The sequence below is a fragment of the Sulfitobacter aquimarinus genome (genome assembly GCF_040149565.1).
In the GTDB taxonomy this organism is placed as follows: Bacteria; Pseudomonadota; Alphaproteobacteria; order Rhodobacterales; family Rhodobacteraceae; genus Sulfitobacter; species Sulfitobacter aquimarinus.
The window spans coordinates 81,515-107,707 of the sequence record NZ_JBEFLO010000003.1 but is presented as its reverse complement, the minus strand read 5'-3'; the positions used below and the strand labels follow the sequence as shown (position 1 = coordinate 107,707).

The following is a 26,193-nucleotide window of genomic DNA, read 5'->3' as shown; positions in this document are numbered from 1 at the left end:
ACAATAGCCAAAAAAATTAGCTATTCCACCAAAAGATGGAAACAAACTGCTTATAATATAGAATGATTAAGAATTAATGTTGCGTCGATGCAGTTACAGCAAATCTCGCAGCATCGCGACAAGCGGAATATCGGCCGCAGGCATCGGGTACTCAGCCATTTGCGTGGGTTTCACCCATTTGAGGGTTTGGCCTTCTTTCGGGCGCGGGGTGCCGCCCCACTTCCGGCAGGCGAACAGCGGCATCATCAGATGAAAGTCTTCGTAGGCGTGGCTGGCAAAGGTCAGTGGCGCAAGGCAGGACGCCCAGGTATCAATCCCCAGCTCTTCTTGCAGCTCACGGATCAGGGCGGCCTCGGGGGTTTCGCCCGCCTCAACCTTTCCGCCCGGAAACTCCCAAAGACCGGCCATTGATTTGCCCTCGGGGCGCTGGGCCAACAGCACGCGCCCGTCGATGTCGACCAACGCAACGGCGGAGACCAGAACCATCTTCATGATCGGTAGTCCGCGTTGATGGTGATGTAGCCGTGGGTCAAATCACAGGTCCAAACGGTTGATTCTCCGTCACCCATTCCAATGTCGACCCCGATCACGATGTGATCGTTTTTCATATGCGCGGCTGCGGCGTCTTCGGAATAGTCTTCGCTGCGCCATCCGTTTTTGGCGACTTCGACATCGCCGAAACGGATGCTAAGGCGGTCACGGTCGGCAGCAGCCCCCGATTTTCCAACCGCCATGACCACGCGGCCCCAATTCGGATCTTCGCCCGCGATCGCGGTTTTCACCAGCGGAGAGTTGGCGATAGACAGTGCATGGATCTTTGCATCGGCATCGTCCACGGCCCCCGTCACTGTGATCTCGACGAATTTGGTCGCGCCTTCACCGTCGCGCACCACAAGGTGGGCCAGCTCTTTCATCACGCCGTGCAATGCCTGCGCAAACCCGTCATGGCCTGCGACTGCAACGCCGCTGGCGCCCGTTGCCGCAACCAGCAGCGTGTCCGAGGTCGACGTGTCGCTATCGACCGTGATGCAGTTGAACGTCTGCTCGTTCGCGCCCGATACGATGGATTGCAGCGCCGCCTGATCAATCTGTGCATCGGTGAAGATATAGACCAACATCGTCGCCATGTCGGGCGCGATCATGCCTGATCCCTTGGCGATCCCCGCAATAGAGACTGTTTTTCCGTCCACCTCTACCTGCGCGCTTGCGCCTTTGGCGAAGGTGTCTGTTGTCATAATCGCGGCGGCTGCGCCTTTTATATCGGCCGCATCGGTATTGCGGGACAGACCCTCCAGCACGTCGATGATGCGGTCATGGGGAAGGGGTTCGCCGATGACACCAGTTGACGAGGTAAAGACCCGCCCGACAGGCACGTCGCAGACGTCAGACACAGCCGCCGTGATCGCCTGAACCGAGGCAACGCCGCCTTTGCCCGTAAACGCGTTCGAATTGCCCGAGTTCACCAAAATCGCGGCAGGGCCCTCGGCCGCGCCGCCGATCTTGTCCTGACAATCCAGCACACAGGCCGACCGCGTGGCCGAGCGTGTGAACGCCCCCGCCACCACACTGCCCGGTGCCAGCACGGCCAACATCACGTCCGTGCGGCCCTTGTACTTTATGCCCGCCGCAGCGGTTGCAAACTCTACGCCTTCAATAACGGGCAGGTCGGGAAAAGCCGCAGGGGCCAGCGGGGACACATCGGTGATTTTGGCCATGGTACAGCGTTACTCCAGCGCGGTGATCTGTTTGATTACCGACGGGTTCACGCCTTCGGCTGCCGAACGGTCAACATCGGCCAATCCGGTAATCTCTTCGATCACCTTTTGGGCGCGCAGCTGGCGCAACTGTAGCTCGATCTGTTCGCGGACCTCTTCAAGGGCCGGGGCCTCTTGCATGCGGGTCTCGTTCAGTTTGACGATGTGCCAGCCGAATTGGGTTTTCACGGGGGCAGAAACCGCACCAGCGTCCATAGACTTCACCGCAGCTTCGAATTCAGGCACCATCGCGCCATCACCGAACCACCCCAGCTGCCCGCCGTTGGGGCCCGAGGGGCCTGTCGATTTCTCGCGTGCGAGGGCGGCAAAATCCGCACCGCCTGCCAGCTCTTCTGCCAGCGCCAGCGCTTCTTCCTCGGTTTCGACCAGAATGTGTGAGGCGTTATATTCGGGTGCTTGTTCGGCGCTGCCGAAATCGGCCTGATAAGCGGCCTGCACTTCGGCTTCGTCCAGCGGTTTTTCCATGATGCCGTTCACGGCTTCACCCGCCACCAGCGAGCGCCGCTCGTTCTCGATTTGCAGATCAACGCGGGCGGGCAGAGTGCCGTCGAATTGCTGCATCAACGCGGTCTGTTGCACCAGTTGGTCCAGAATGCCTTTGAACAGGACGTCATCGGGCAGGTTTTGATACTGCTCGGGCAGGCTGGCCCATGCCACGATCATGTGACCAATGGTGATTTCCGTTTCGCCAACCGTGGCGACAACCGTTTTGGGGTCGGCTGTTGCAGTCTCTTGTGCGCTTGCGGGCAGGGCAAGGGCGGCAACAATTGCCAGAGGTACAAGAAAAGTGAGGGGTTTTTGCATTGTTCGTCCTATCATTCAGGTGCGGTGGGGCCGCCTACATTGACTTGGCTACGGGTGGCCCTTACATCCGCATTGGGCGCGGCGTTTGCCACCATTCTCCCCTTCTATCTATGGACTGGGTGTTTGCGGGGCAAGCAGATCGCGCCATAGATTTATAAACTTCGGCTGGAGATCGCATGCTGGGACTAGGAAAACTCACTAAAAAGGTTTTTGGCACGCCAAATGATCGCAAGATCAAGGCCGCTCGCCCGCTTGTGGAGAAGGTAAACGCGCTGGAGCCGGAGTTTGAAAAGCTCACCGACGACCAGATCAAGAACAAGACAGAAGAGCTGGCCACTCGCGCTATGAAAGGCGAAAGCCTGGACGACCTGCTGCCCGAAGCCTTTGCCAACTGCCGCGAAGGCGCGCGCCGCACGCTGGGCCTGCGGGCGTTTGATACACAGCTGATGGGCGCGATTTTCCTGCACCAAGGCAACGTAGCAGAACAAAAGACAGGTGAGGGTAAGACCCTGACCGCGACCTTTGCGGCCTACCTGAATGCGTTGACCCACAAGGGCGTGCATATCGTCACGGTGAACGAATACCTCGTGAAGCGCGACGCGGAGTGGATGGGCAAAGTCTTTGCCTCGCTGGGTCTGACCACCGGCTATATCGTGCCCAACATGGACGACGAGACCAAGCGCGCCGCCTATGCCTGTGACATTACCTATGCCACCAATAACGAGCTGGGCTTTGACTATCTGCGCGACAACATGAAGTCCGAGCTGAGCCAGATTTTCCAGAAGCAGCACAACTTTGCGATTGTGGATGAGGTGGACAGCATCCTGATCGACGAAGCGCGGACACCGCTGATTATTTCGGGCCCGTCGGACGACCGCTCGGATATGTATCAGACCATCGACGCCGTGATCCCGTTGCTGGCGCCCGACCATTACGAGCTGGACGAGAAAACCCGCGGCGTGACCTTTACCGATGACGGTATCGAGTTCCTTGAAGAACAGCTGCGCATCCGCGATCTGCTGGAAGAGGGGTTTACCCTGTATGATCCCGAAAGCACGTCGCTGGTTCACCACGTAAACCAGGGTCTGCGTGCGCATACATTGTTCGAGCGTGACAAAGACTACATCGTGCGCGATGGCGAAGTCGTCCTGATCGACGAGTTCACAGGCCGCATGATGGCGGGCCGCCGTTTGGGCGATGGTTTGCATCAGGCGATCGAGGCCAAAGAGGGCGTCGACATCAAGCCCGAAAACATCACGCTCGCGTCCGTGACGTTCCAGAACTACTTCCGTCTTTATGACAAGCTGGCAGGCATGACGGGCACGGCGCTGACCGAAGCGGACGAGTTCATGGAGATTTACGGGCTTGGCGTGGTCGAAGTGCCCACCAACGTGCCGGTTGCGCGGATTGACGAGGACGACGCGGTTTACCGCACGGCGCAGGAAAAATACGCGGCCATGATCGAAAAGGCAAAGGAAGCCCACGCCAAAGGGCAGCCTTGTCTTGTCGGGACCACGTCTATTGAAAAGTCGGAAATGCTCAGCAAGTTGCTGGATGCCGAAGGGATCAAGCACAACGTGCTGAACGCTCGCCAGCACGAGCAAGAAGCGCAGATTGTCGGTGATGCCGGTAAATTCGGTGCGGTGACGATTGCGACCAATATGGCGGGCCGTGGCACCGACATCCAACTGGGCGGCAATGTCGAGCTGAAGGTCCAAGAGGCTTTGGCCGCCAACCCTGACGCCGATCCCGCCGAAGTGCGCACCCGCATCGAGGCAGAGACTGCCGACGAGAAGAAGAAAGTGCTGGAGGCCGGCGGCCTGTTCGTCCTCGCGTCCGAGCGTCACGAGAGCCGCCGCATTGATAACCAGTTGCGCGGCCGATCGGGCCGTCAGGGGGATCCGGGGCGGTCCTCGTTCTTCTTGTCGTTGGAAGATGATTTGATGCGTATCTTCGGCTCCGAAAAGCTGGAGAAAGTGTTGACCACGCTGGGCCTGAAAGAAGGCGAGGCGATCATTCACCCGTGGGTGAACAAATCGCTGGAACGCGCACAAGCCAAGGTCGAGGGCCGCAACTTTGACATGCGCAAGCAGCTGTTGAAGTTTGATGACGTGATGAACGAACAGCGCAAGGTCATCTTTGGCCAGCGTCGCGACATTATGGAAGCGCAGGATCTGCAAGAGATCACCGAGGACATGCGCCATCAGGTCATCGACGATCTGATTGACCAGTACATGCCCGCCAACACCTATGCCGACCAATGGGACGCGCAGGGGTTCTATGCTGCTGTGATTGAACAGTTGGGCGTGGATGTGCCGATCATCGCATGGTGCGAAGAGGACGGTGTGGACGACGAAGTCATCCGTGATCGCCTGATCGAGGCAACAGACAAGCTGATGGCAGAAAAGACCGAGCTGTTCGGCGAACAAAGCATGCGCAACATCGAAAAGCACTTCTTGCTGCAAACGATTGATACGAAATGGCGCGAGCATCTGTTGACGTTGGAACATCTGCGCTCGGTCGTGGGCTTTCGTGGCTACGCGCAGCGTGACCCGCTGAACGAATATAAAAACGAGTCCTTCCAGCTGTTTGAAGGGATGCTTGACAGTCTGCGCGCAGACGTCACCCAGCAGCTGTCACGCATTATGCCGCCCAGCGAGGAAGAGCAGCAGCGCATGATGGAAGCGATGCTGGCGCAACAGCAAGCAGCGCAAGTTGCGGTGCCCGTGGATGCGCCTGATGCAACCATCGGCACACCTGCACCGGGCTTTGACGAGAACGATGAATCCACGTGGGGCAACCCCGGCCGGAATGAGCCTTGCCCCTGTGGTTCTGGCGACAAGTTCAAACATTGCCACGGGCGCCTTGCCTAACGCGGCGCCATAGTATTGCCCAAGTTAAGGCATGGGGCCGCCCAACTGCGGCCCCTTTTGTAAACGATGGTTAACCCTGAACCAGTCCTAGTAGGGGAAGACCGTCATGCGGCATCGCAAGGAAATCGTTACAACTGCTGGCACATTGGCTTGTGCTGTCGGGATCGGATTTTTCATGCAGCAACCGCAGCATGGGCCTGATGCAGCCTATAAAGGCGCGCCTCTGGCCAATGCCGAAGCCTCTGTTCTAAATGTCGAAGACATCGTTCTGACCGCTGCAACCTTTGATGACAAACAGGCGACCGCAACACCCGAGCAAGCAGTCCCGAACCCCCAAGCGCAAGCGATCGTCGCGCCGCAGCCTTTGGCCGCAGCGCCGGATCAGGACGCTGCCCCCGCTCAGGTTGCGGATATGCCCCGGACAGCCGCGCTTGGGCGTAGCGATGCGACAGAAGCGGAGCCGATGCAGCCTGAACTGGCCTGTGCGATTACGGCAAGCGCCCGCCCCGTAGCCGCTGCGATGGTCAACCTGACGCTGAGCGCGCCGTGCCTGCCAGGGGAGCGGGTGACCGTGCACCACAGTGGCCTGTTGTTCCATCAAAGCACCGATGCGCAAGGCGCGTTTGACATCTCTGTACCCGCGATGGCCCAAGAGGCCGTGTTTATCGTGGCCTTCAGCAACGGCGAAGGTGCTGTCGCACAAACTGCCGTGGAGGAATTGGCCGACTTTGACCGCGTTGCGTTGCAATGGAAAGGCGACACCGGTTTCGGCCTACATGCGCTGGAATTCGGCGCCGATTATGGCGGCGAAGGCCATGTGTTCGCTGGTGCGATGCGCAGCATGGCTGTCGCCGTCACTGGCGAAGGTGGATTCATGTCACGTCTTGGTGATGAAAACGTGCCCGACGGACTGCTGGCCGAGGTCTATACCTTCCCCACCGGCGTTACCTCAAACGCAGGCGCCATCGACCTGAGCGTCGAAACGGAGGTCGCGGATAATAACTGCGGTTTGGAGATCGAGGCGCAAACCCTGCAAACCAGCAGTGGCTTTGATATCACAACCAAGGATTTGACGCTGTCTGTACCCGACTGTGACGCCGCTGGGAACTTTCTGGTGTTGAAAAATCTGTTCGAAGACCTGAAGGTTGCGTCACGATAACGCAAACCCCGAGGTCACATGATCAAGGCGATATGTGCGGCGTTATGCGCCGCACTTTTCCTTTTTGGCACGCCCCTGTCGCTGATGGCGCAGGATATCACGCTCACCTCGCGCGATAGCAAAGTCGAATTGAGCGGCACGCTCTTGGGTTTTGACGGTGAATTCTACCGCATTGAGACCGAGTACGGCGAGCTGACGCTGGATGGCTCTGGCGTCTTGTGCAGCGGCCCTGCCTGTCCCAACCTTCAGGACTTTGTGGCCGAGCTTCAGATTTCGGGCGCGCCAACGCTGGGTGCCGTGGTGCTGCCCGCGCTGATCGAGGCTTTCGCCCAAAAGAACGGCTATACCACCGAGCGGGAAGCGGGCGAAGACGACACGCATTTCACCTATCTTATCCGCCGCAGCGCCGATCAGAAACTGGCGGCGCGGTTCTTTTTCAGGGTGACAAACACGGACGAAGGCTTTGCCGATTTGCTGGCGGATGAGGCAGACATCGTGATGTCCCTGCGCGAGATCAGACCAGATGAACGCACCCGCGCCCGCGATGCGGGGATGGGCGATATGACGGGGGTGAACCGCAGCCGCGTTCTGGGGCTGGATGCGATTGTGCCTGTCGTGTCGGCCAGCAACCCTGTGCAGGGCATATCGCCTGCTGATCTGGCGCGGGTTCTGGCGGGGGATATCACAAATTGGCAGACCCTTGGCGGTCCTGACGTGCCGATTGATTTGCACCTGCCTGACGACCGCTCTGGCTTGTCGCAGGCGATTGTGGATCAACTGCTGCGGGTTGAGGAATTGGGCGACCTTTCACCTCAGGCGACTCGGCACCCGACACCACAAGCCTTGGCGCAGGCGGTGGCCGACGACACATTTGCGTTGGGCGTGACCAGCTATGCGGAACGGCGGGGCACGCAGGCGCTGTTGCTGACAGGCAGTTGCGGTTTTGCGATGCAGGCCTCGCGCCGCACCATCAAAACCGAAGACTACCCGCTGACCGCGCCGATGTTTTTGTATTTCCCGGCCCGCCGTTTGCCCCGCCTCGCGCGGGAGTTTCTGGCCTTTACCCGCGGACCTGCCGCGCAAATTGTGATCCGCCGCTCGGGGTTTGTTGATCAGACGCCCGAAGAGATCGCCGTGGAGGAGCAGGGCAACCGTTTCGCCAACGCCATCGCCAATGCGGGCACTGAAATCACGCTGGGTGAGTTGCAGCGTATGACGGCAACCTTGACGCCGATGGCGCGGCTGACCACCTCGTTCCGGTTTGAAGCGGGGTCGATCCGCCTTGATGCGCAATCGCGGTCCAACGTGCAGCAATTGGCACGTGCGTTAGAGGTGGGGCGCTATGATGCGCGGCGTTTGTTGTTTGTGGGGTTCAGCGATGGTGATGGACCAGCCGAAGGTAACCGCAACATTGCCCTGCGCCGTGCAGATGCCGTGCGCCGCGCCGTGAGTGACGCCGCCGTGGCCGCGAACCTTGCGCGGGTCGAACTGGGGGTGGACGCCTTTGGTGAGGCGATGCCAATGGCCTGCGATGAAAGCTCGTGGGGGCGGCGGGCAAACCGCCGCGTCGAGGTGTGGGTGCGTTAAAGGTATCCTTCGGCGCGAAAGCTGAGTTCGGTCGATTTCCCGATAATAAGATGGTCGTGCAAGGTGAGGCCAAGGGCGTCACAGGCGGCGTTTACTTTCTGGGTCATGTCGATGTCGGACTGTGACGGAGACGGATCTCCCGAAGGGTGATTGTGGACCAGAATCACGGCGGAGGCGTTAAATTCCAACGCCCGCTTTGCGACCTCACGTGGATAGACAGGCACGTGGTCGACCGTGCCTTTGGCCTGTTCCTCATCCCCGATCAGAGTGTTTTTCCGATCAAGGTAGAGGACGCGAAACTGCTCGGTCTCGCGGTGCGCCATTGTGGTGTGGCAATAGTCCAGCAGCGCGTCCCAGCTGGAGAGGATTTGGGTTTGCATGATCTTTGAACGCGCCATCCGGTGGGCGGCGGCCTCGACGATTTTAAGCTCGGTCACGACGGCATCGCCGACGCCGGAAATATCGCGCAAGCGGGCTTCGGAAGCGGTGATGACACGGTTGAAATCGCCAAAGCGGTCCATCAAGGCGCGGGCCAGTGGCTTGACGTCACGGCGCGGAATCGCACGGAATAGAACGAGTTCCAAAAGCTCGTACTCTGGCATGGCGTCGGCACCGCCCGCCATAAACCGCGCCCGCAGGCGTTGGCGGTGATCCACGATATAGGAGGGTTGTTTGCCACCAACGGGTTTCGTTTCGGGGGCTTCGTCCATCATGAACGGGAAAGATTTTTCGCTAAAATTAGACATGCTATATTTTGGCTGAGTGATGGTTACTCAATCGTTAATATTCGGCATGACCTCTAAAGAAGTGCGCTCTTTCCTGTACCCTCGGTCCGTGGGGAGAGTGCGGGATTGAGTTTAAGGGCAAAATAAAGAAAAGGGGCGCGCCAGTGTGGGACGGGCGCGCCTGATTTTCAGCCTTTCATCGAATCCCAGAAGGATTTGACAGAGGAGAAAAAGCTGCTGCTTTCTGGATTGTTCTCTTCCGAGAGTTCCTCGAATTCGCGCAATAGCTCTTTCTGGCGTGAGGTTAGATTCACGGGTGTCTCTACCGCCAGTTCGATGATCATATCGCCCGTGGCACCGCCGCGTAGATGTGGCATACCTTTGCCGCGTAGGCGCATCTGGCGGCCTGACTGGCTGCCTGAAGGCACCTGTACGCGACCGCGGCCGCCATCGATGGTTGGGACCTCGATGCTGCCCCCCAATGCGGCGCTGCCCATTGTGACGGGGACACGGCAGAAGAGGTTGGGGCCGTCGCGTTCGAACAACTCGTGCTCTTCAACCTCGATGAAGATGTAGAGATCACCAGAGGGGCCGCCGCGCATGCCTGCTTCGCCTTCGCCAGCGAGGCGAATGCGGGTGCCGGTTTCAACGCCAGCGGGGATGTTGACGCTGAGGGCGCGGTCTTTTTCAACACGGCCTGCGCCGCGGCAGGTATTGCACGGGTTTTTAATGATCTGGCCAAGGCCCGAGCATGTTGGGCAGGTGCGCTCAACCGTGAAAAAGCCCTGTTGCGCGCGGACCTTGCCCATGCCCGAGCATGTGGGGCAGGTGGTGGGTTCTGCACCGCCTTCAGCGCCAGATCCGTTGCACGATCCACAGCCGACCGAGGTTGGTACGTTGATGGATTTTTGCAGGCCTGCGAAAGCGTCTTCGAGCGAGACGCGCAGGTTGTAGCGCAGATCCGAGCCGCGTGCCGCACGGCGCCCGCCGCCCCCTTGTTGGCCACGACCGCCCATGAAGTCGCCGAACAGGTCGTCGAACACGTCGGAGAAGGCAGAGGAGAAATCACCCTGTCCGCCGCCGCCCATGCCGCCACCGGGACGTCCACCGCCGCCCATGCCGCCCTCGAACGCCGCGTGGCCATACCTGTCATAGGCGGCCTTTTTCTCGGCGTTTTTGAGGACCTCATAGGCCTCATTGGCCTCTTTGAACTGGGCCTCTGCGTTGGGGTTGTCCGAATTGCGGTCGGGGTGCAGTTCTTTTGCTTTTTTTCGGTAACCCTTTTTGATCTCATCGGCGGAGGCGCCTTTGGCGACACCGAGAGTCTCGTAATAGTCACGTTTTGACATCAGTACAGTCCTTTACAGGAACGCGAAGGGCCGGCCCGTCTGATCGGACCGGCCCATGCATTGGTTCCGTTGCGTGAGGTTACCCGCGCTTGTCGTTATCGAGGTCTTCGAATTCGGCATCGACGATATCATCGTCTGCACCTCCTTCGGGGGCCTCGTCTGCGGCGGCGGCCATGTCGTCTTCGCCCGCTTCCTGCGCGTTCTTATAGATCGCTTCACCCAGTTTCATTGCCGCTTCGGTCACGTTCTGGATGCCTGCTTTGATCTTGCCGGAGTCTTCTGTTTCCAGTTCGTCCTTCAGCGCGGCGATGGCCAGTTCGATCGCTTCGATGGTGGTCGGGTCGACCTTGTCAGAATGCTCTTCCATCGACTTCTCGGTCGAGTGGATGAGGCTCTCGGCCTGGTTTTTGGCTTCGATCAGCTCACGGCGTTCTTTATCCGCATCTGCATTGTCGGCCGCGTCCTGAACCATCTTTTCGATGTCGGCATCGGACAGACCGCCCGAGGCTTGGATCGTGATCTTCTGCTCTTTGCCTGTGCCTTTGTCCATCGCGCCAACCGAAACGATGCCGTTGGCGTCGATGTCAAAGGTGACTTCGATCTGCGGCATGCCACGTGGGGCAGGCGGGATGGATTCGAGGTTGAAGGCGCCCAGAATTTTGTTGTCTGCGGCCATCTCACGCTCACCTTGGAAACAGCGGATGGTCACGGCGTTCTGGTTGTCTTCGGCAGTCGAGAAGATCTGCGATTTCTTCGTCGGGATCGTCGTGTTACGGTCGATCAGGCGGGTGAACACACCGCCAAGGGTTTCAATACCCAGCGACAGCGGCGTCACGTCCAGCAGAACCACGTCTTTTACATCGCCTTGCAGAACACCGGCCTGGATCGCGGCACCAAGGGCCACAACTTCGTCGGGGTTCACACCTTTGTGCGGCTCTTTACCGAAGAATTTGGTTACTTCTTCGATGACCTTTGGCATGCGGGTCATACCGCCAACCAGCACGACTTCGTCGATGTCAGAGGCCGACAGGCCCGCGTCTTTCAACGCAGCGGCGCAGGGCTTCATCGAGGCTTTGATCAGGTCGTTGACAAGGCTTTCCAGCTTGGCGCGGGTCAGCTTCATCACCATGTGCAGAGGCTGACCGTTGGAGCCCATGGAGATAAACGGTTGGTTGATCTCGGTCTGGGAAGACGAGGACAGCTCGATCTTGGCTTTTTCGGCGGCTTCTTTCAGACGCTGAAGGGCCATTTTGTCCTGTGTCAGGTCAACAGAGTGCTCTTTCTTGAACTCATCCGCGAGGTAGTTGACGATGCGCATGTCAAAGTCTTCACCGCCAAGGAAGGTGTCGCCGTTCGTGGATTTCACTTCGAACAGGCCGTCGTCGATTTCCAGAATGGTCACGTCGAATGTACCGCCGCCAAGGTCATAGACCGCGATGGTTTGCGTGTTCTCTTTGTCCAGACCGTAGGCCAGCGCGGCAGCGGTTGGTTCGTTGATGATGCGCAGCACTTCGAGGCCGGCGATTTTGCCTGCGTCTTTGGTGGCCTGACGCTGGGCGTCGTTGAAGTACGCAGGGACTGTGATAACCGCTTGGGTCACGTCTTCGCCAAGGTACGATTCAGCTGTTTCTTTCATCTTGCCCAGAATGAAGGCAGAGATTTGTGAAGGCGAATATTTCTCGCCCTTGGCTTCGACCCATGCGTCGCCATTGCCGCCATCAACCACGTTGAAGGGCATGTTTTTGCGGTCTTTGGCCAGATCCGCGTCGTCGTTGCGACGGCCAATCAGACGCTTGACGCCGAATACTGTGTTTTCAGGGTTTGTGACGGCCTGACGTTTGGCAGGCTGGCCTACAAGGCGCTCGTCGTCTGTAAAGGCCACGATGGAAGGCGTGGTGCGCGCGCCTTCGGCGTTTTCGATCACGCGGGGCTGGCTGCCGTCCATGATGGCGATACAGGAGTTTGTCGTTCCGAGGTCAATACCAATTACTTTGGCCATATTTTCGATCCCTTATTTAAGCTCAAGGCGATGACACGAAGCGTAGGCCCATTGCGGCGCCGTTGCTCCGATCTGATGAAGCTGGGAAACAGGTCGTTTCCAGCGGTTCGGAGGGTATATAGTGAGGGGGTGGGGGTGCTGCAAGGATACCGAACACCAAGATGTGATTTATCGTGGATAAATCCTGAAAAATGTAAGGATTGAGGGGGGATTTGCGTGAAACTGTCGGTAAAGGGCTTTGATGTTTACGTGGGGTTTCTGGATGTTGCGGCCCAAAACGCCTTGGTAGAGGCGGTGCGCGATGTCGTGATGCAGGCGCCGCTGGTTCAGCCCGATACACCTTATGGCAAGCCGATGTCGGTGCGGATGACGGCGGCGGGGCAGTATGGCTGGCATTCGGACAGGTCGGGCTACCGCTATTTACGCGCGCACCCGTCGGGGCGGCCATGGCCCGCGATTCCCGCGCAGGTGTTGGATATCTGGCACCGTGTGACGGGGTTGGAGCGTTCGCCCGAATGTTGTCTGATCAATTTCTACAGCGCGGATGCAAAGATGGGCCTGCACCAAGACCGCAGCGAAGCGAATATGGACTGGCCTGTCGTCTCAATCTCGCTTGGGGATGAGGGGTTGTTTCGTATGGGCAATCTCACCCGCGGCGGCAAGACCGAGAGTCACTGGCTCCGCTCGGGGGATGTGGTCGTGATGGGCGGGGATGCGCGGCTGGCCTATCACGGGGTGGACAGGATCAGGGCAGGCTCCTCCACATTGCTGCCCAAGGGCGGGCGGCTGAACCTAACGCTGCGGGTGGTGGAACCCTAGTAGCCCGGACAAATAAGCGAGCCGGCCTGCATGGGGCCTTGGCCGCGTACACAGCCTGCGGAAACGCCTGAAGCCGCTTCCTTTGTTGCTGTTCCGTATTTGGTATAGGTCTGGTCTTCGTAAATCGGCTCTGGTGTGGTGCTTTGACGGCTCAGCAGCTTGGCTTGGGCGCATTGGTTGATTGCCCGCGCCTGGCCCAGCGACAGGCCAGGCCCGTTCGCGGCAAACACGCTGACTTGACCGTTATCAAGCCGCAGGGCCTGAACGGCTTGGGGCAGGTTGATCCCTTGTTCCGCCTGACACGCCATGATCGCCTGACGCTGTACGCTTTCGGGCACGGCGAGGATTTGATGTGCCCCGGGGGTGCCGCCGCAGGCCGTCAAAACCGTTGTCGTGATCATGGCCGCCGAAGCAGCGAAAAAATTACGGGCAGTCATGGTTCACGTGTCCTTTGGTGTGCGCTGCGCAACTATAGGAATGAAATTGCCTCATTGCCAGCGGGTTATAAAGACGCCAGCGCAGAAAGAAGGCGCAGTTCTTTTTGAAATTCGGCCTACGCTAAGGCTCAAATATCGGACCCGCAGAGAAGAACAGTTGATTTTGTGTAAAATAGGACGCAAACGCTTCTTCAATATGGGAGAACATTCTATGACTGAAAAACAGGGCGACGCGCGCCATCTTGAAACGCTTGATCGCGATCTGGCGCGCTTCTCGAGGCTTGAGGACATGGGCGCCGTGGTTGCCCGCCCGATGGTTGGCATAGGTATATCGCTGGTCTTTGTGTTGATCGCAGGGATTGCTGCGATGCTGTTCTTTGGTCAGGAAAGCAACACGGTGATCGTTGTCGTTGCCGCCTGTCTTGGTGCCTATATGGCGCTGAACATTGGCGCCAATGATGTGGCCAACAACATGGGGCCCGCCGTTGGTGCGAATGCGCTGTCGATGGGTGGGGCCATCGCCATCGCAGTAATATTCGAGAGTGCAGGCGCGCTGATTGCGGGGGGCGATGTTGTCTCGACCATCGCAAAGGGGATTATTGCTCCTGAAAGCATGGGCACGGCTTCGGTCTTTATCTGGGCGATGATGTCGGCGCTTTTGTCTGCGGCCCTCTGGGTTAACCTTGCCACATGGGTTGGCGCGCCTGTTTCCACGACACATTCGGTTGTTGGCGGTGTGATGGGTGCGGGCATTGCTGCGGCGGGCTTTACGGCGGTGAACTGGCCCACCATGTCGGCGATTGCGGCTAGCTGGGTCATCTCGCCCGTGCTGGGTGGCGTGGTTGCGGCGATGTTCTTGTGGCTGATCAAATCGCGCATCATCTACCGCGAGGACAAGATTGCAGCCGCCCGCACGTGGGTTCCTATTCTGGTGGGCATTATGGCGGGGACCTTTGCCTCATACCTCGCGCTGAAGGGTCTCAAGAAGATCATCAAGATTGATTTGCCGCTGTCGCTGCTGATTGGTGCGGCGATTGGTGTGGTGGTCTGGCTGGTGATGATCCCACTCATTCGCAAACAGTCCGAAGGGCTGGAGAATCGCAACAAGTCGCTCAAGGTGTTGTTCGGCATCCCGCTGGTAGTCTCTGCCGCGCTGCTGAGCTTTGCACATGGCGCGAATGATGTCGCCAACGCAGTGGGGCCACTGGCCGCGATTGTGCAGGCGTCGCAGTCGGGTGACTTTACCGCGTCGGTTTCGATCCCTGCGTGGGTCATGGTGATCGGGGCCTTTGGTATTTCCTTTGGCCTGTTCCTGTTCGGCCCCAAGCTGATCCGCATGGTTGGTGGCCAGATCACCAAGTTGAACCCGATGCGCGCCTATTGCGTGGCGCTGTCGGCGGCGATCACGGTGATTGTGGCCAGCTGGCTGGGCCTGCCTGTCAGCTCGACCCATATCGCTGTGGGTGCTGTTTTCGGCGTGGGTTTCTTCCGCGAGTGGGACGCAGAGCGCCGCATCCGCAAGGCGCGTCTGGCGATGCCGGACAAGCCTGTGTTCGCCCCAGAAGAGCGTCGTCGCCGCAAGCTGGTGCGCCGCTCACACTTTATGACGATCATCGCGGCGTGGGTCATTACCGTTCCGGCGGCGGCCCTATTGTCGGCTGTGATCTTCTTCGTGATCAGCTCAACCATGGGCTAAGCTTTGGCGAGCGTGCGGTTAGCGCCGCGCGCTCCACGAGATTGAGGCGTGTTTGCGGGTGTAGAATTCACCCATCAGGCCGACCATCAGCAACACCAGCCCGACCCAGAACGCATACATCGGATCGCTGTAGCGCGGGTTATAGTTCAGGAACGCAAAACCGCGGGCCTGATCAATTGTGTGAAACAGCGGGTTCCAGTCGAACATCGCCAGCATGAAACCGGGCAGGGTGTTGGCCACGAACATCTTGCCAGAAGCAATCATATTCGCCCGCTGATAAATGGTGGAAAAGATGCCAACGGCCGTCGGGAACCAAGGCTTGATCGCCAGCAGGACCAGCCCCAGCGCCGCACCCGTGAACCACGCCAGCACCAGCATCCCGAAGGCAGCCATCGGTTGTTCAATCTCCAACGGGGTGAAGGCGACGTGATAGACAAACAGGATCGCGCCCAGCGACAGCACCTGAATATAAAGCGCCCCAAGGGCGGCTGAGCAGATCGAGATGATCGTGTTCATGGGTGCGTGTTGCATCATCGGGCTTGCCGGCCCTTCAGAGCCTACAACAGCGCCCAGCGCCTTGGAGTGGGTCATATACAGGAAAATGCCCGACATGATGTAGATCAGGAAATCCCCGCGCAGGGCAGCGCCCCGCAACCCGAGGATCGAGAACATCACATAGAAGGCGGCAACAAAGATCACCGCCTGCAAAATATTCGTCGCAATCGCCAGAAACGCGTTGTTATGCGATTTGCGCACCGACCGAACGATCGAATGATAGATCAGTTCAAACATCGTCAAAACGACATGCAGCGTAGAGCGGCGGGTGCGTACGGGTTGGAACATTTGTTTACTGCCTTGCCGAATATAACCAGAATTGCACGGAATTCTTGCCGATCCGTTACAAGCCCATCATAAGGTATCCAAAACCTATATCAATGAAGGATGGCAACAGTTGGGCATGGACTACGAAAAATTGACGCGCGTGATGCGCACTCTCGCACTCGAAGCGGGCGACAAAATCATGGAAATTTACGGTCAGGACGACTTTGACGTCAAATCAAAATCCGATGACAGCCCCGTGACCGCAGCGGATGAAGCAGCGGACAAGATCATCTCGGACGGGCTTCGCGCCGCTTTCCCCGACGTGTTGCTTGTCACGGAAGAGCAGGCGGACACGCACTCCTCCACGGGTGATACATTCCTGATCGTAGATCCGCTGGATGGCACCAAAGAGTTCATTCACCGCCGTGGAGATTTCACCGTCAACATCGCATTGGTCGAAGGCGGCCACCCGACTCGCGGTGTGGTTTACGCGCCAGCCAAGAACCGCATGTTCTTTACCGGTGCGGCGGGCCAGTCGGTTGAGGAAACAGGCGATTTCGACAAAGAGCGTGTGGGCCAGTTGACCCCCATTTCAGTCTCTAAACCCGACAACGCGGCGCTGATGGTTGTGGCCAGTAAATCGCACCGCGATCAGGCGACGGATGACTACATCGGCAAATACGGCGTCAAGGACATGAAAAGCGCGGGCAGCTCGCTCAAGTTCTGTCTGGTCGCCACGGGCGAGGCGGATATCTATCCCCGCGTAGGCCGCACGATGGAGTGGGACACAGCCGCAGGCCATGCCGTGCTGAAAGGTGCAGGCGGCGAGGTTGTGCGCTTTGACGACCATAGCGTGCTGACCTACGGCAAGGCGGATTACGCCAACCCGTTCTTTATCGCCTATGCGCCCGGTGTTGATCTGAAAGACGCCTGAAAAGAAAACGCCCCACCCCATGAGTGATCAAACGGTCAGTGTTATCATTGTCAGCCGTGGACGCCCCGATGCGTTGCGGCGCTGTCTGCTTGGGGTGGGGCAGATCCAATACCGGTCTTTCGAAGTGGTCGTGGTGGCCTGCCCCGCAGGCATCGCCGTGACCGAAGAAAAAGGCGTGTTGGCGGGCATTAAATGCATCGCCTTCGATGAGGCGAATATATCCGCGGCCCGCAATCTGGGGCTGGCCAATGCAGCAGGTGATATCGTCGCCTTTATCGATGATGACGCCGTGCCGGAGCCGCAGTGGCTGCGCCATCTGACAGCCCCCGCTGCCCGTGCCGACGTGGCCGCAATGGGCGGGTACGTGCGCGGGCGCAACGGCATCAGTTTTCAATACAAGGCGCGCACGCTGGACAGCTACGGCGCGCCTCAGGAGGTCGAGATTGATCCGCTTCAGGCGACTGTGCTGGTTCCGCCAAGAGGGCGTGCCATCAAAACCGAAGGCACGAATATGGCGTTTCGCCGCGATGTGCTGATCGAGATTGGTGGATTTGATCCTGCCTTCCGCTTTTATCTGGATGAAACGGATGTGAACATGCGGCTGGCCCGTGCGGGACATGCCACCGCACTTGTGCCCTTGGCGCAGGTCCACCACGGATTTGCCGCCAGCGCGACGCGCCGTGCGGACCGTGTCCCCAGCGATCTGTTTGAAATCGGGGCCAGCTGGGCCGTCTTCCAGCGCAAACATATCCCGAAAGAGGACCGCGCCGAGCATTGGCGCGATCAACGCACGATAGAACGCAAAAGACTGCTGGAGCATATGGTGGCAGGCAGGCTTGAACCCCGCGACGTGCGCCGTTTGATGAAACGGCTGACCGCAGGGTTTGCCGAGGGCGAGACGCGCAGCTTTGGCGGGGCGCGTTTACCGCGTCACGCGTTGCTGCCATTCCGCCCTGTTGCTTCGCCTCCGCGCAAATCGTCGTTTCATGCAGTGCGCGGACTGCGCGGGACCAAGGCCATCGAAGAGGCCGCCGCCCGCGTTAAGAAAGGCGAGCTGGCGTCGCTGTTGGTCCTATCGCCCACCGCCCTGTTTCATCGGGTAGAGTTTACGGCCCAAGGGATATGGCTGCAACGCGGTGGTATGTTTGGGCGGTCCGAACGGTCAGGCAGGTTGTTCAGGCTTACGACACTGGGGCGGCGGGCGGCGCGTGAACGGCGCAGGGTTGCCTTGGCGCGTGGTTTAGCCGAAGAATAGCCATGAATTCCCTTTAGAATTTTCATCAATCGTCATAGTGCCGCCATTATTGTGCACCAAATAGCAACAGAGTTTAAAAATTCCCCCTCCAAATAGCGGCTGTCTTGCTGCATCTGGGTAGGGGAATTCATATAATAGGCTCCAAAGAGCAAATACGAGGTTTTCGAACAATCATGCGTAACAAAGTCACGACAGCCATCTTTCCCGTCGCGGGAATGGGAACTCGTTTTTTGCCGGCGACCAAATCGGTCCCCAAAGAAATCATGACATTGGTCGATCGGCCGCTCATCCAATACGCGATTGATGAGGCCCGTGCGGCTGGCATCACCGAGTTCATCTTTGTGACCTCGCGGGGCAAGGGGGCGCTGGAAGATTACTTTGATCTCGCGCCGAACCTTGAAGAAGAGCTGCGCCGCAAGGGCAAGGACGACCTGCTGGAAGCATTGCAGCAAACCAATATGGACAGTGGTGCCATCGCCTATGTGCGCCAGCACAAGGCGCTGGGTCTGGGCCATGCCGTTTGGTGCGCACGCCGTCTGATCGGTGACAAGCCGTTTGCGGTAATTCTGCCCGATGACGTTATCTCGGCCGAGAAGCCCTGCTTGCAGCAGATGGTAGAAGCCTACGCCGAAACGGGCGGCAATATGGTAGCGGCGATGGAAGTCGCGCAGGACAAGACATCGTCCTACGGTATTCTGGACGTGGCCAGCGAGAACGGCAATCTGCTGGATGTGAAAAGCATGGTTGAAAAGCCGAAGGCGTCTGAGGCGCCATCGAACCTTGCTGTGATCGGGCGTTATATTCTGGCGCCAAGCGTACTGCACAATCTTGAGAAGCTCGAAAAGGGCGCAGGCGGAGAGATCCAGTTGACCGACGCGATTGCGGCGGACCTTCACCAAGGGCGCAAGGTTCACGGCTACCGCTTTGCGGGTCAGCGGTTTGATTGCGGCTCTAAATCAGGGTTTTTGCAGGCGACTGTGGCATATGGTCTGGCGCGGCCAGAGCTGCGTGAAGATCTGGCGGGATATATCAAAAGCATCGCCCCCGGGCTGTAGTTGCACGCGGATAAAGGGGCACGCATGAAACACGTACTTGTCACTGGCGGTGCAGGGTATATCGGCAGTCATGCGTGCAAGGCGTTGCGTGATGCAGGGTTTGTGCCCGTCACTTTCGATAATCTGGTCACCGGGTGGCAGGATGCGGTAAAGTTCGGCCCTTTTGTCAAAGGCGATCTAATGGACCGTGACGCGCTGGACGCGGCGTTCGCGCAATACTCCCCCGTGGCCGTCATGCATTTTGCCGCCCTCAGCCAAGTCGGCGAGAGCATGGCGGAACCAGGAAAATACTGGCGCAACAACGTCATGGGATCGCTCAATCTGATCGAGGCGGCGACGGCGGCGGGGTGTCTGGATTTCGTGTTCTCCTCTACCTGCGCGACCTATGGCGATCAGGACAACGTGGTGCTGGACGAAGGCAGCGCGCAAATGCCGATCAATGCCTATGGGGCCTCTAAACGCGCGATCGAGGATATCTTGCGTGACTTCGAGGCCGCGCATGGCCTGCGGCACGTGATCTTTCGCTACTTCAACGTGGCAGGGGCGGACCCTGATGGCGAAGTTGGCGAATTCCACCAGCCCGAGACGCATCTGATCCCGCTGATGCTGGACGCGATTGCCGGCAAGCGGGCTGCCCTGACCGTGCATGGTACAGACTATGACACACCTGACGGGACCTGCATTCGCGACTATGTGCATGTTTGCGATCTGGTAGATGCGCATGTGCTGGGGTTAAAGTGGTTGTCGGACGGCAAGGACAGTGCCGTGTTCAATCTGGGGACAGGCACAGGGTTTTCCGTGCGCGAGGTGATCGACCATAGCGCCGAAGTGACCAACCGCGCTGTTCCTGTAAACGACGGGCCGCGCCGTGCGGGCGATTGCACCAAGCTTGTTTCAGGCTCGACCAAGGCCGAGCAGGAACTGGGTTGGACGCCTGCCCGCTCTACCTTGTCGCAGATGATCAGCGACGCATGGAGATGGCACCAAACTGGACACTACACCGCATAAGAGGACTCCGCCGGCGCGGTTGCTGGATGTAACGCGCTTGCTGCGGCGGGCGGGGCGTGTCTGGACGGGTGTGGATCGGGTTGAGCTGGCCTATCTGGAGGCGCTGGTTGCGGAACCAGAGCCGGTGTGGGGGCTAGTGCGGACCCCCTTGGGGTATGTTTTGCTGGACCGTGCAGGGCTCATCGGATTTCACCGACGCCTGATCGGCGCGGATCAACCCTCTTCGCCGGATATTCTGTCGCGCTTGCAGCGGGGCATGGATGATACCGCACGGCGGATGCTGACGGATGTGCGCAAGCTTGCTGTGGCGCGGTGTATACCGCGGGGGTTGGCAGCAATGTTGCGGCGTCACCTGCCTGCGGGGGTTGCCTATCTTAACACTGGTCACAGCAATTTGTCGCAACGGGTGCTGGAGGCAGTGCAGTCGGTGCCGCAGGCCCGCATTGCCGTGTTGGTCCATGATGTGATCCCCTTGGAATACCCGCACTTTCAGCGCACAGGTACAGTAGCCGTGTTCGAACAAAAATTGCGGCGCGTGCGGAGGTATGCCGATCTGATCATTTATAACTCGGCCGATACGCAAGCGCGATCCGAGCGGGCGATGGCACCGTGGGGACCGGTGCCTTGTGGTATTGTTGCGCATCTAGGGACAATAGTTGATACCCCCAAGCCCGATGAAGTGCCCGCGGGTATCGCTCCGCAGCCCCCCTATTTCATTACCGTCGGGACAATCGAGCCGCGCAAAAATCACGCTTTGCTGTTGGATATCTGGGAGCGGATGGGCGCCGATGCGCCGCCTTTGCTGATCTGTGGCGGCCGTGGCTGGAACAACGAAGCCGTCTTCGCCCGCCTTGATGCGCTGCCCCCAGATGGCCCTGTGCGCGAAATCTCAAACCTGAGCGATGGCGCGCTTGCGGCGCTTGTTGAGGGGGCGCAGGGGTTGCTGTTTCCCAGTCACGCCGAAGGTTTCGGCCTACCCGCAATCGAGGCATTGCAGTTGGGCACGCCGGTGATGTGCAGCAATATGGCGACATTCCGTGAAATCCTTGCAAAAAATGCCGTATACATTGATGAAACAAATGATAAATTGTGGGAAACAATGATCGTGGACTGGTCCAAACGGCCTCGGGACACGCTGAGGGTTCGTGATTTTGTTGCGCCAAGCTGGGCGGATCATTTCAAGATCGTGTTAGGGTATACCTGATAGGCGTGCGGGAAGGCTGACGGATTTAGATTAAAAAGGGCAGTGTTTGGGTGCGTTACGATCATACGGCCTAAGGCTCCAACGGAAGCGTTGGCGCATAAGGGCATTTCGTAAGCGGCGTGAGTTAAAATGCGTTGTGGACCGGACCGGAGATATTCGGCCCGACGATATTCTTTTGTTCTGCACCCAGCGGAACGAGAAAATTCGCCTGCCCTATTTCCTTGATTACTACCGCAAGCAAGGCGTGAATCATTTCTTCTTCGTGGACAATGACAGCGACGATGGTGCGCTGGATTATCTGCGCAGCCAGCCTGATGTCTCGGTCTGGCACACGCGGGCCAGCTATCGCCGGTCGCGGTTTGGCGTTGACTGGTTGAACTGGCTGCAGCGCAAATATGCCCATGGTCATTGGGTGTTGACCGTCGATCCGGATGAATTTCTGGTCTATCCGTTCTGCGACACGCGGCCCTTGCGTGCGCTCACCGATTGGCTGGATGCGTCGTCAATCAAATCATTCTCGGCGATGCTCTTGGATATGTACCCCAAGGGACGGCTGGACGAGCGGCCCTACCGCGAAGGCGAAGACCCGATCGCGATCGCATCATGGTTCGACAGCGGTAACTATACGATGGCGCGCAACCATGCGTTCACGAATCTGTGGATACAGGGCGGGCCGCGTGCCCGCGTGTTCTTTGCGGACCAGCCGGCCAAGGCGCCTGCGTTGAACAAAGTGCCCTTGGTGAAATGGGACCGCAAATACGTCTACGTCAGCTCGACCCATATGCTGCTGCCGCGGGGTCTGAATCAGGTTTACGACGAATGGGGCGGCGAAAAAGCCAGCGGTGTGCTTTTGCATGCCAAATTCATCGATACCTTTGGCGCAAAGGCAGCCGAAGAATTGCAGCGCGGCGAACATTACGCCGGATCTGTTGAATACAAAGCCTACGCCGAGCGGGTGCAGGAAAATCCGCAGCTGTGGTGTAAGTGGAGCGAGAAATACATCAACTGGCGGCAGTTGGAAATTCTGGGCCTGATGTCAAAAGGGAACTGGGCATGACCGCGCAGGTGGGCGTGGCCATGCTGGTTCACACAGCGCTGGGGCGGGCCGAACAGGTTGCCCGCCACTGGGCTGCGGCCGACGTGCCGGTTGTGATCCACGTGGATCGCAAAGTTCCCGCCAAAACCTATGACGCATTTGTGACCTCGTTGGCGGATGTGCCGAACGTGCTGTTCAGCAAACGCTATCGCTGTGAATGGGGGACATGGGGCATTGTTGCCGCGTCCCAAGCCACGTCCGAATTGATGCTGGCCAGCTTTGCCGACGTGCGCCACGTCTATCTGGCGTCAGGGTCGTGCCTGCCCCTGCGCCCCGTGCACGAGTTGCTGGAGTATCTGGCCGACCGCCCGCGCACCGATTTTATCGAAAGCGCGACAACCGCTGATGTTCCGTGGACGGTTGGTGGCTTGGACGAAGAACGCTTTACCATGCGGTTTCCGTTCTCGTGGAAACGCCACCGCTATTTCTTTGATAAGGCTGTTGCGATCCAGCGTTCAATCGGCCTCAAGCGGCGGATGCCCAAGGGGCTTGTGCCGCACATGGGGTCGCAGTGGTGGTGCCTGACGCGGCAAACACTCTCCGCGATCCTGCAAGACCCCGAGCGTCCGAAATACGACAAGTATTTCAAAAACGTCTGGATCCCCGATGAGAGTTACTTTCAAACCCTCTCGCGGCTTTATTCTACCAATATCGAAAGCCGCTCGCTGACCCTGTCCAAGTTCGACTTTCAGGGCAAACCGCATATTTTCTACGATGATCACTTGCAGCTGTTGCGCCGCTCGGACTGCTTTGTCGCACGCAAAATCTGGCCCTATGCCGACCGCTTGTACGAGGCGTTCCTGACGGATGCCGCAGGTGCCATGAAAAGGACAGAACCGAACCCGGGCAAGATCGATCGCATTTTTGCCAAAGCGGTTGAGCGTCGGACCAGAGGCCGTTCGGGTCTGTATATGCAAAGCCGGTTCCCCAATGAAGATTGGGAGAACGGCGTGACCGCGGCAGAATATTCGATGTTCCAAGGGTTCACCGAGCTTTTCGAGAATTTCGAGCCGTGGCTGCATAATGCCACAGGCGCGCGGGTGCATGGCTATATCTTCGCGCCCGACCGGGTGCATTTTGCCGAAGGGCAGGGCACGCTCAACGGTGCGCTAAGCGACAATGCCTTGCAGCGTGATTACAACGCCAAGGCGTTCCTGACAAATCTGATCTGGAACACCCGCGGTGAGCGGCAGTGTTTCCAATTCGGCCCGCATGACAATCAGGATGTTATCTGGCGGATTGCCAAGGACCCGAATGCGCAAATCTCGGTTATCACGGGCGCGTGGGCGGTGCCGCTGTTCCGATCGAACATGGATTTCGCCGACATCCGCCGCATCGCCGCGACCCTGCAAAAGATCGAGAGCGAGCACATGGATGTCTTGCGCTCGCCCTATGCAAAAGCGCGGGTCCGCATCTGGACCATGGCCGAATTTATCGAAGCGCCGATGGAGCCGCTGCAAGGGATTCTGGACGAGATCGGGCAAGCCCGTATCCGCCGCCTGTCCGAGGCACCCAAGATGGTCGATCTGCACGGCTTTGGCCAATTTTTGCAGAACCTAAAGAACCAAGGGATGCACCCCTATCTGATGGGTGATTTCCCTGTAGAACGCGGCCCCAACGCCAGCCCCGATGTGCCGCGCAAACCCTATCTGGTGAAGTAAATGACAGACCGATTCAGCAGCTTTGTCGTGTTTGCAGAAATGCGCACAGGTTCGAATTTCCTCGAGGCGAACCTGAACGCTTTCCCCGGCATTACTTGCCACGGTGAAGCGTTCAACCCGCATTTTATCGGCTACCCAAACAGCCATCAGATCCTTGGCATTGATCAGGCGACCCGTGATGCAGAGCCGGGCGCGCTGTTGCGGGCGATCAAACACGATCCGTCCGCGATGGGCGGCTTTCGCTATTTCCACGATCACGACCCGCGGGTGCTGGATCTGGTGCTGGACGACCCGAAATGCGCCAAGATTATCCTGACCCGCAATCCCGTTGAAAGCTATGTCAGCTGGAAGATCGCGCAAGAAACAGGTCAGTGGAAACTGACCGATGTCAAAGCACGCAAGGCCGCGCAGGCCGAGTTTGTGCCTGCGGAGTTCGAGGCCCATCTGGAGGCGCTCCAAGCCTTCCAACTGACGCTGATGAACCGCCTGCAAACCAGCGGGCAAACAGCGTTCTACGTGGCCTATGAAGACCTGCAAAGCGTTGAGGTGATGAACGGTCTTGCGGCATATTTGGGCGTGCCCGAGATGTTGGAAGAGCTCGACAAGAACCTGAAGAAACAAAACCCCAGCCCGCTGTCTGACAAGGTCAGTAACTTTGCCCAGATGGAGCAGGCGTTGGGCAAGCTTGATCGTTTCGACCTGACCCGCACGCCGAATTTTGAACCGCGCCGCGGGCCAAATGTCCCGGGCTATGTCACAGGCGTCAAAGCGCCGTTGTTGTTTATGCCGATCGCGGGCGGGCCACAGCAGGAAGTGCGGCGCTGGCTGTCTGCCCTGGACAATGAAAAGCAGAACCAGTTGGGCCAGAAAATGACCCAGAAAGAACTGCGCCAGTGGAAGCGTAAAAACACCGGCCACCGCAGCTTTACCGTGCTGCGCCATCCGTTGTTGCGGGCGCATGACGTGTTCTGTCACCGTATTCTGAACGCGGGGCAGGGCAGCTATCTGCAACTGCGCCGCACCCTCGTGCGCCGCTACAAGATGCCGTTGCCAGACGAAGGGCAGGAAACGCAAATTGATCTGGCCACGCACCGCACGGCCTTTATTGCCTTCCTCGAATTCCTAAAAGGGAACCTTGCAGGGCAGACCGCCGTTCGGGTGGACCCTGCGTGGGCGACCCAAACGCAGATTTTGCAAGGGTTTGGCGAATTCACCTTGCCTGATCTGGTGCTGCGCGAAGATACAATGGTGGCGACACTGGCCGATCTTGCGGCCAGCGTGGGCTACGCGGATGCGCCGCGTATTGGCCCCGTCTCGTTCCACGGGGCGCATATGCTCGAAGACGTCTATGATGACGAGATCGAGGCACTGGCCGCCGATGTATACCAGCGCGATTATATGATGTTCGGTTTCGGTAGGTGGCGTTAACCGCCTCAGGCTGCTTTGACAGCTTCCGCTTCGGTCAGGATTGTATAAAGCGTGGTTGAAGACCGGTTCGCCCGCAGCTTGGCGCAGAAATTCGTGTCGCGCAACGTGCGCGAGACGAGCGCCAGCGCTTTCAAATGCTCTACACCTGCGTTTTCAGGGGCGAACAGCGCGAATGCGATGTCCACCGGCTGACGGTCAACCGAGCCGAAATCGACAGGTTTTTCCAACAAAACAAACTGGCCGACGACTTCGTCCAGACCCGCGATGCGGGCATGGGGCAAGGCAACGCCGTGGCCCACACCTGTGGGCCCCAGCGCTTCGCGGGCAAGCAATGCTTCGACAACGGCAGACGCGTCCAGACCATAAGAGGTCTCTGCCAGTTCTGCCAGATCCATGAGGAGCCGCTTTTTGCTGGTCGTTGACGACAATACTTTTACAGCCTCTGGCTTCAGAAGTTTTGCGAAATTCATTGTCTGCTTTCCCTGCAAGCGCGCCTACGTTCGCGCC

At 58.6% G+C, this 26,193-nt stretch carries 22 protein-coding genes; 13 read left to right on the top strand and 9 right to left on the bottom strand.

The features are described from left to right. Positions 1-93: 93 nt before the first annotated feature. From ABMC88_RS07530 to ABMC88_RS07520, 3 genes are read right to left on the bottom strand one after another with little or no spacing between them, the layout of a single operon-like run. Positions 94-492, bottom strand: a complete 399-nt coding sequence (locus tag ABMC88_RS07530; RefSeq protein ID WP_349576246.1) for a (deoxy)nucleoside triphosphate pyrophosphohydrolase — start codon at positions 490-492, stop codon at positions 94-96. Next, positions 489-1,715, bottom strand: coding sequence for a bifunctional glutamate N-acetyltransferase/amino-acid acetyltransferase ArgJ (argJ, locus tag ABMC88_RS07525; RefSeq protein ID WP_349576245.1), 1,227 nt, complete (start codon positions 1,713-1,715; stop codon positions 489-491). The genes ABMC88_RS07530 and argJ overlap by 4 nt, the downstream gene beginning before the upstream one ends. A 9-nt stretch (positions 1,716-1,724) precedes the next feature. Next, on the bottom strand, positions 1,725-2,579 hold the full coding sequence (locus ABMC88_RS07520; protein ID WP_349576244.1) for a peptidylprolyl isomerase: 855 nt from the start codon (positions 2,577-2,579) through the stop codon (positions 1,725-1,727). A 176-nt stretch (positions 2,580-2,755) separates the two neighbouring features. On the opposite strand from ABMC88_RS07520, the gene secA reads away from it, so the two are divergent. The 3 genes from secA (at position 2,756) to ABMC88_RS07505 (ending at position 8,198) form a co-directional block, all read left to right on the top strand. Next, entirely contained in the window at positions 2,756-5,452 is a 2,697-nt protein-coding gene (secA, locus tag ABMC88_RS07515) for a preprotein translocase subunit SecA (RefSeq protein WP_349576243.1), read from the top strand. 106 nt (positions 5,453-5,558) lie between these two features. After that, positions 5,559-6,611 (top strand): hypothetical protein, encoded by a 1,053-nt coding sequence (locus ABMC88_RS07510; RefSeq protein WP_349576242.1) that lies wholly within the window; start codon positions 5,559-5,561, stop codon positions 6,609-6,611. Positions 6,612-6,629: 18 nt separating this feature from the next. Further along, complete coding sequence (locus tag ABMC88_RS07505) at positions 6,630-8,198, top strand: substrate-binding domain-containing protein (protein ID WP_349576241.1); 1,569 nt, start codon at positions 6,630-6,632, stop codon at positions 8,196-8,198. Here the strand turns inward: ABMC88_RS07505 and radC are convergent. From radC to dnaK, 3 genes are all read right to left on the bottom strand, one after another. Beyond that, positions 8,195-8,944 (bottom strand): RadC family protein, encoded by a 750-nt coding sequence (gene radC, locus ABMC88_RS07500; protein WP_439655586.1) that lies wholly within the window; start codon positions 8,942-8,944, stop codon positions 8,195-8,197. The two genes, ABMC88_RS07505 and radC, sit on opposite strands and share 4 nt — an antisense overlap. A 167-nt stretch (positions 8,945-9,111) precedes the next feature. Next, complete coding sequence (gene dnaJ / locus ABMC88_RS07495; protein WP_349576240.1) at positions 9,112-10,272, bottom strand: molecular chaperone DnaJ; 1,161 nt, start codon at positions 10,270-10,272, stop codon at positions 9,112-9,114. Between the two features lie 79 nt (positions 10,273-10,351). Next, entirely contained in the window at positions 10,352-12,271 is a 1,920-nt protein-coding gene (dnaK, locus tag ABMC88_RS07490; protein WP_349576239.1) for a molecular chaperone DnaK, read from the bottom strand. 216 nt (positions 12,272-12,487) lie between these two features. On the opposite strand from dnaK, the gene ABMC88_RS07485 reads away from it, so the two are divergent. Next, positions 12,488-13,090, top strand: coding sequence for an alpha-ketoglutarate-dependent dioxygenase AlkB family protein (locus ABMC88_RS07485; RefSeq protein WP_349576238.1), 603 nt, complete (start codon positions 12,488-12,490; stop codon positions 13,088-13,090). On the opposite strand, the gene ABMC88_RS07480 is transcribed toward ABMC88_RS07485, so the two are convergent. Continuing rightward, positions 13,087-13,527: a hypothetical protein gene (locus ABMC88_RS07480; protein WP_349576237.1), complete on the bottom strand. Its 441-nt coding sequence runs from the start codon at positions 13,525-13,527 to the stop codon at positions 13,087-13,089. The two genes, ABMC88_RS07485 and ABMC88_RS07480, sit on opposite strands and share 4 nt — an antisense overlap. Positions 13,528-13,738: 211 nt before the next feature. Between ABMC88_RS07480 and ABMC88_RS07475 the strand changes: the two genes are divergently transcribed. Then, positions 13,739-15,223, top strand: coding sequence for an inorganic phosphate transporter (locus ABMC88_RS07475; protein WP_349576236.1), 1,485 nt, complete (start codon positions 13,739-13,741; stop codon positions 15,221-15,223). 18 nt (positions 15,224-15,241) lie between these two features. Here the strand turns inward: ABMC88_RS07475 and ABMC88_RS07470 are convergent, their stop codons facing one another. Continuing rightward, a complete protein-coding gene (locus ABMC88_RS07470; protein WP_349576235.1) occupies positions 15,242-16,066 on the bottom strand; it encodes an ABC transporter permease in 825 nt (274 codons plus the stop codon). Positions 16,067-16,181: 115 nt separating this feature from the next. On the opposite strand from ABMC88_RS07470, the gene cysQ reads away from it, so the two are divergent. The 8 genes from cysQ to ABMC88_RS07430 all read left to right on the top strand — a co-directional run bounded on the left by cysQ (position 16,182) and on the right by ABMC88_RS07430 (position 25,686). Beyond that, positions 16,182-16,979 carry a 3'(2'),5'-bisphosphate nucleotidase CysQ gene (gene cysQ / locus ABMC88_RS07465; protein WP_349576234.1) on the top strand — a complete coding sequence of 266 codons (798 nt, stop codon included), beginning with the start codon at positions 16,182-16,184 and terminating at the stop codon, positions 16,977-16,979. Between the two features lie 19 nt (positions 16,980-16,998). Continuing rightward, on the top strand, positions 16,999-18,234 hold the full coding sequence (locus ABMC88_RS07460) for a glycosyltransferase family 2 protein (protein WP_349576233.1): 1,236 nt from the start codon (positions 16,999-17,001) through the stop codon (positions 18,232-18,234). A gap of 173 nt (positions 18,235-18,407) precedes the next feature. Then, positions 18,408-19,289: a UTP--glucose-1-phosphate uridylyltransferase GalU gene (gene galU, locus ABMC88_RS07455; protein WP_349576231.1), complete on the top strand. Its 882-nt coding sequence runs from the start codon at positions 18,408-18,410 to the stop codon at positions 19,287-19,289. Positions 19,290-19,313: 24 nt separating this feature from the next. Next, complete coding sequence (gene galE, locus ABMC88_RS07450; protein ID WP_349576230.1) at positions 19,314-20,297, top strand: UDP-glucose 4-epimerase GalE; 984 nt, start codon at positions 19,314-19,316, stop codon at positions 20,295-20,297. Between the two features lie 19 nt (positions 20,298-20,316). Then, positions 20,317-21,501 (top strand): glycosyltransferase family 4 protein, encoded by a 1,185-nt coding sequence (locus tag ABMC88_RS07445; protein WP_349576229.1) that lies wholly within the window; start codon positions 20,317-20,319, stop codon positions 21,499-21,501. 46 nt (positions 21,502-21,547) lie between these two features. After that, positions 21,548-22,558, top strand: a complete 1,011-nt coding sequence (locus tag ABMC88_RS07440) for a glycosyltransferase family 2 protein (protein WP_349576228.1) — start codon at positions 21,548-21,550, stop codon at positions 22,556-22,558. Continuing rightward, positions 22,555-24,258, top strand: a complete 1,704-nt coding sequence (locus tag ABMC88_RS07435) for a DUF5927 domain-containing protein (protein ID WP_349576227.1) — start codon at positions 22,555-22,557, stop codon at positions 24,256-24,258. Before ABMC88_RS07440 ends, ABMC88_RS07435 begins: the two co-directional genes overlap by 4 nt. After that, positions 24,259-25,686 carry a sulfotransferase family 2 domain-containing protein gene (locus ABMC88_RS07430; RefSeq protein WP_349576225.1) on the top strand — a complete coding sequence of 476 codons (1,428 nt, stop codon included), beginning with the start codon at positions 24,259-24,261 and terminating at the stop codon, positions 25,684-25,686. It abuts the gene before it with no gap. Positions 25,687-25,691: 5 nt separating this feature from the next. Here the strand turns inward: ABMC88_RS07430 and ABMC88_RS07425 are convergent, their stop codons facing one another. After that, positions 25,692-26,156 carry a PTS sugar transporter subunit IIA gene (locus ABMC88_RS07425; RefSeq protein ID WP_349576224.1) on the bottom strand — a complete coding sequence of 155 codons (465 nt, stop codon included), beginning with the start codon at positions 26,154-26,156 and terminating at the stop codon, positions 25,692-25,694. Positions 26,157-26,193 lie beyond the last annotated feature (37 nt).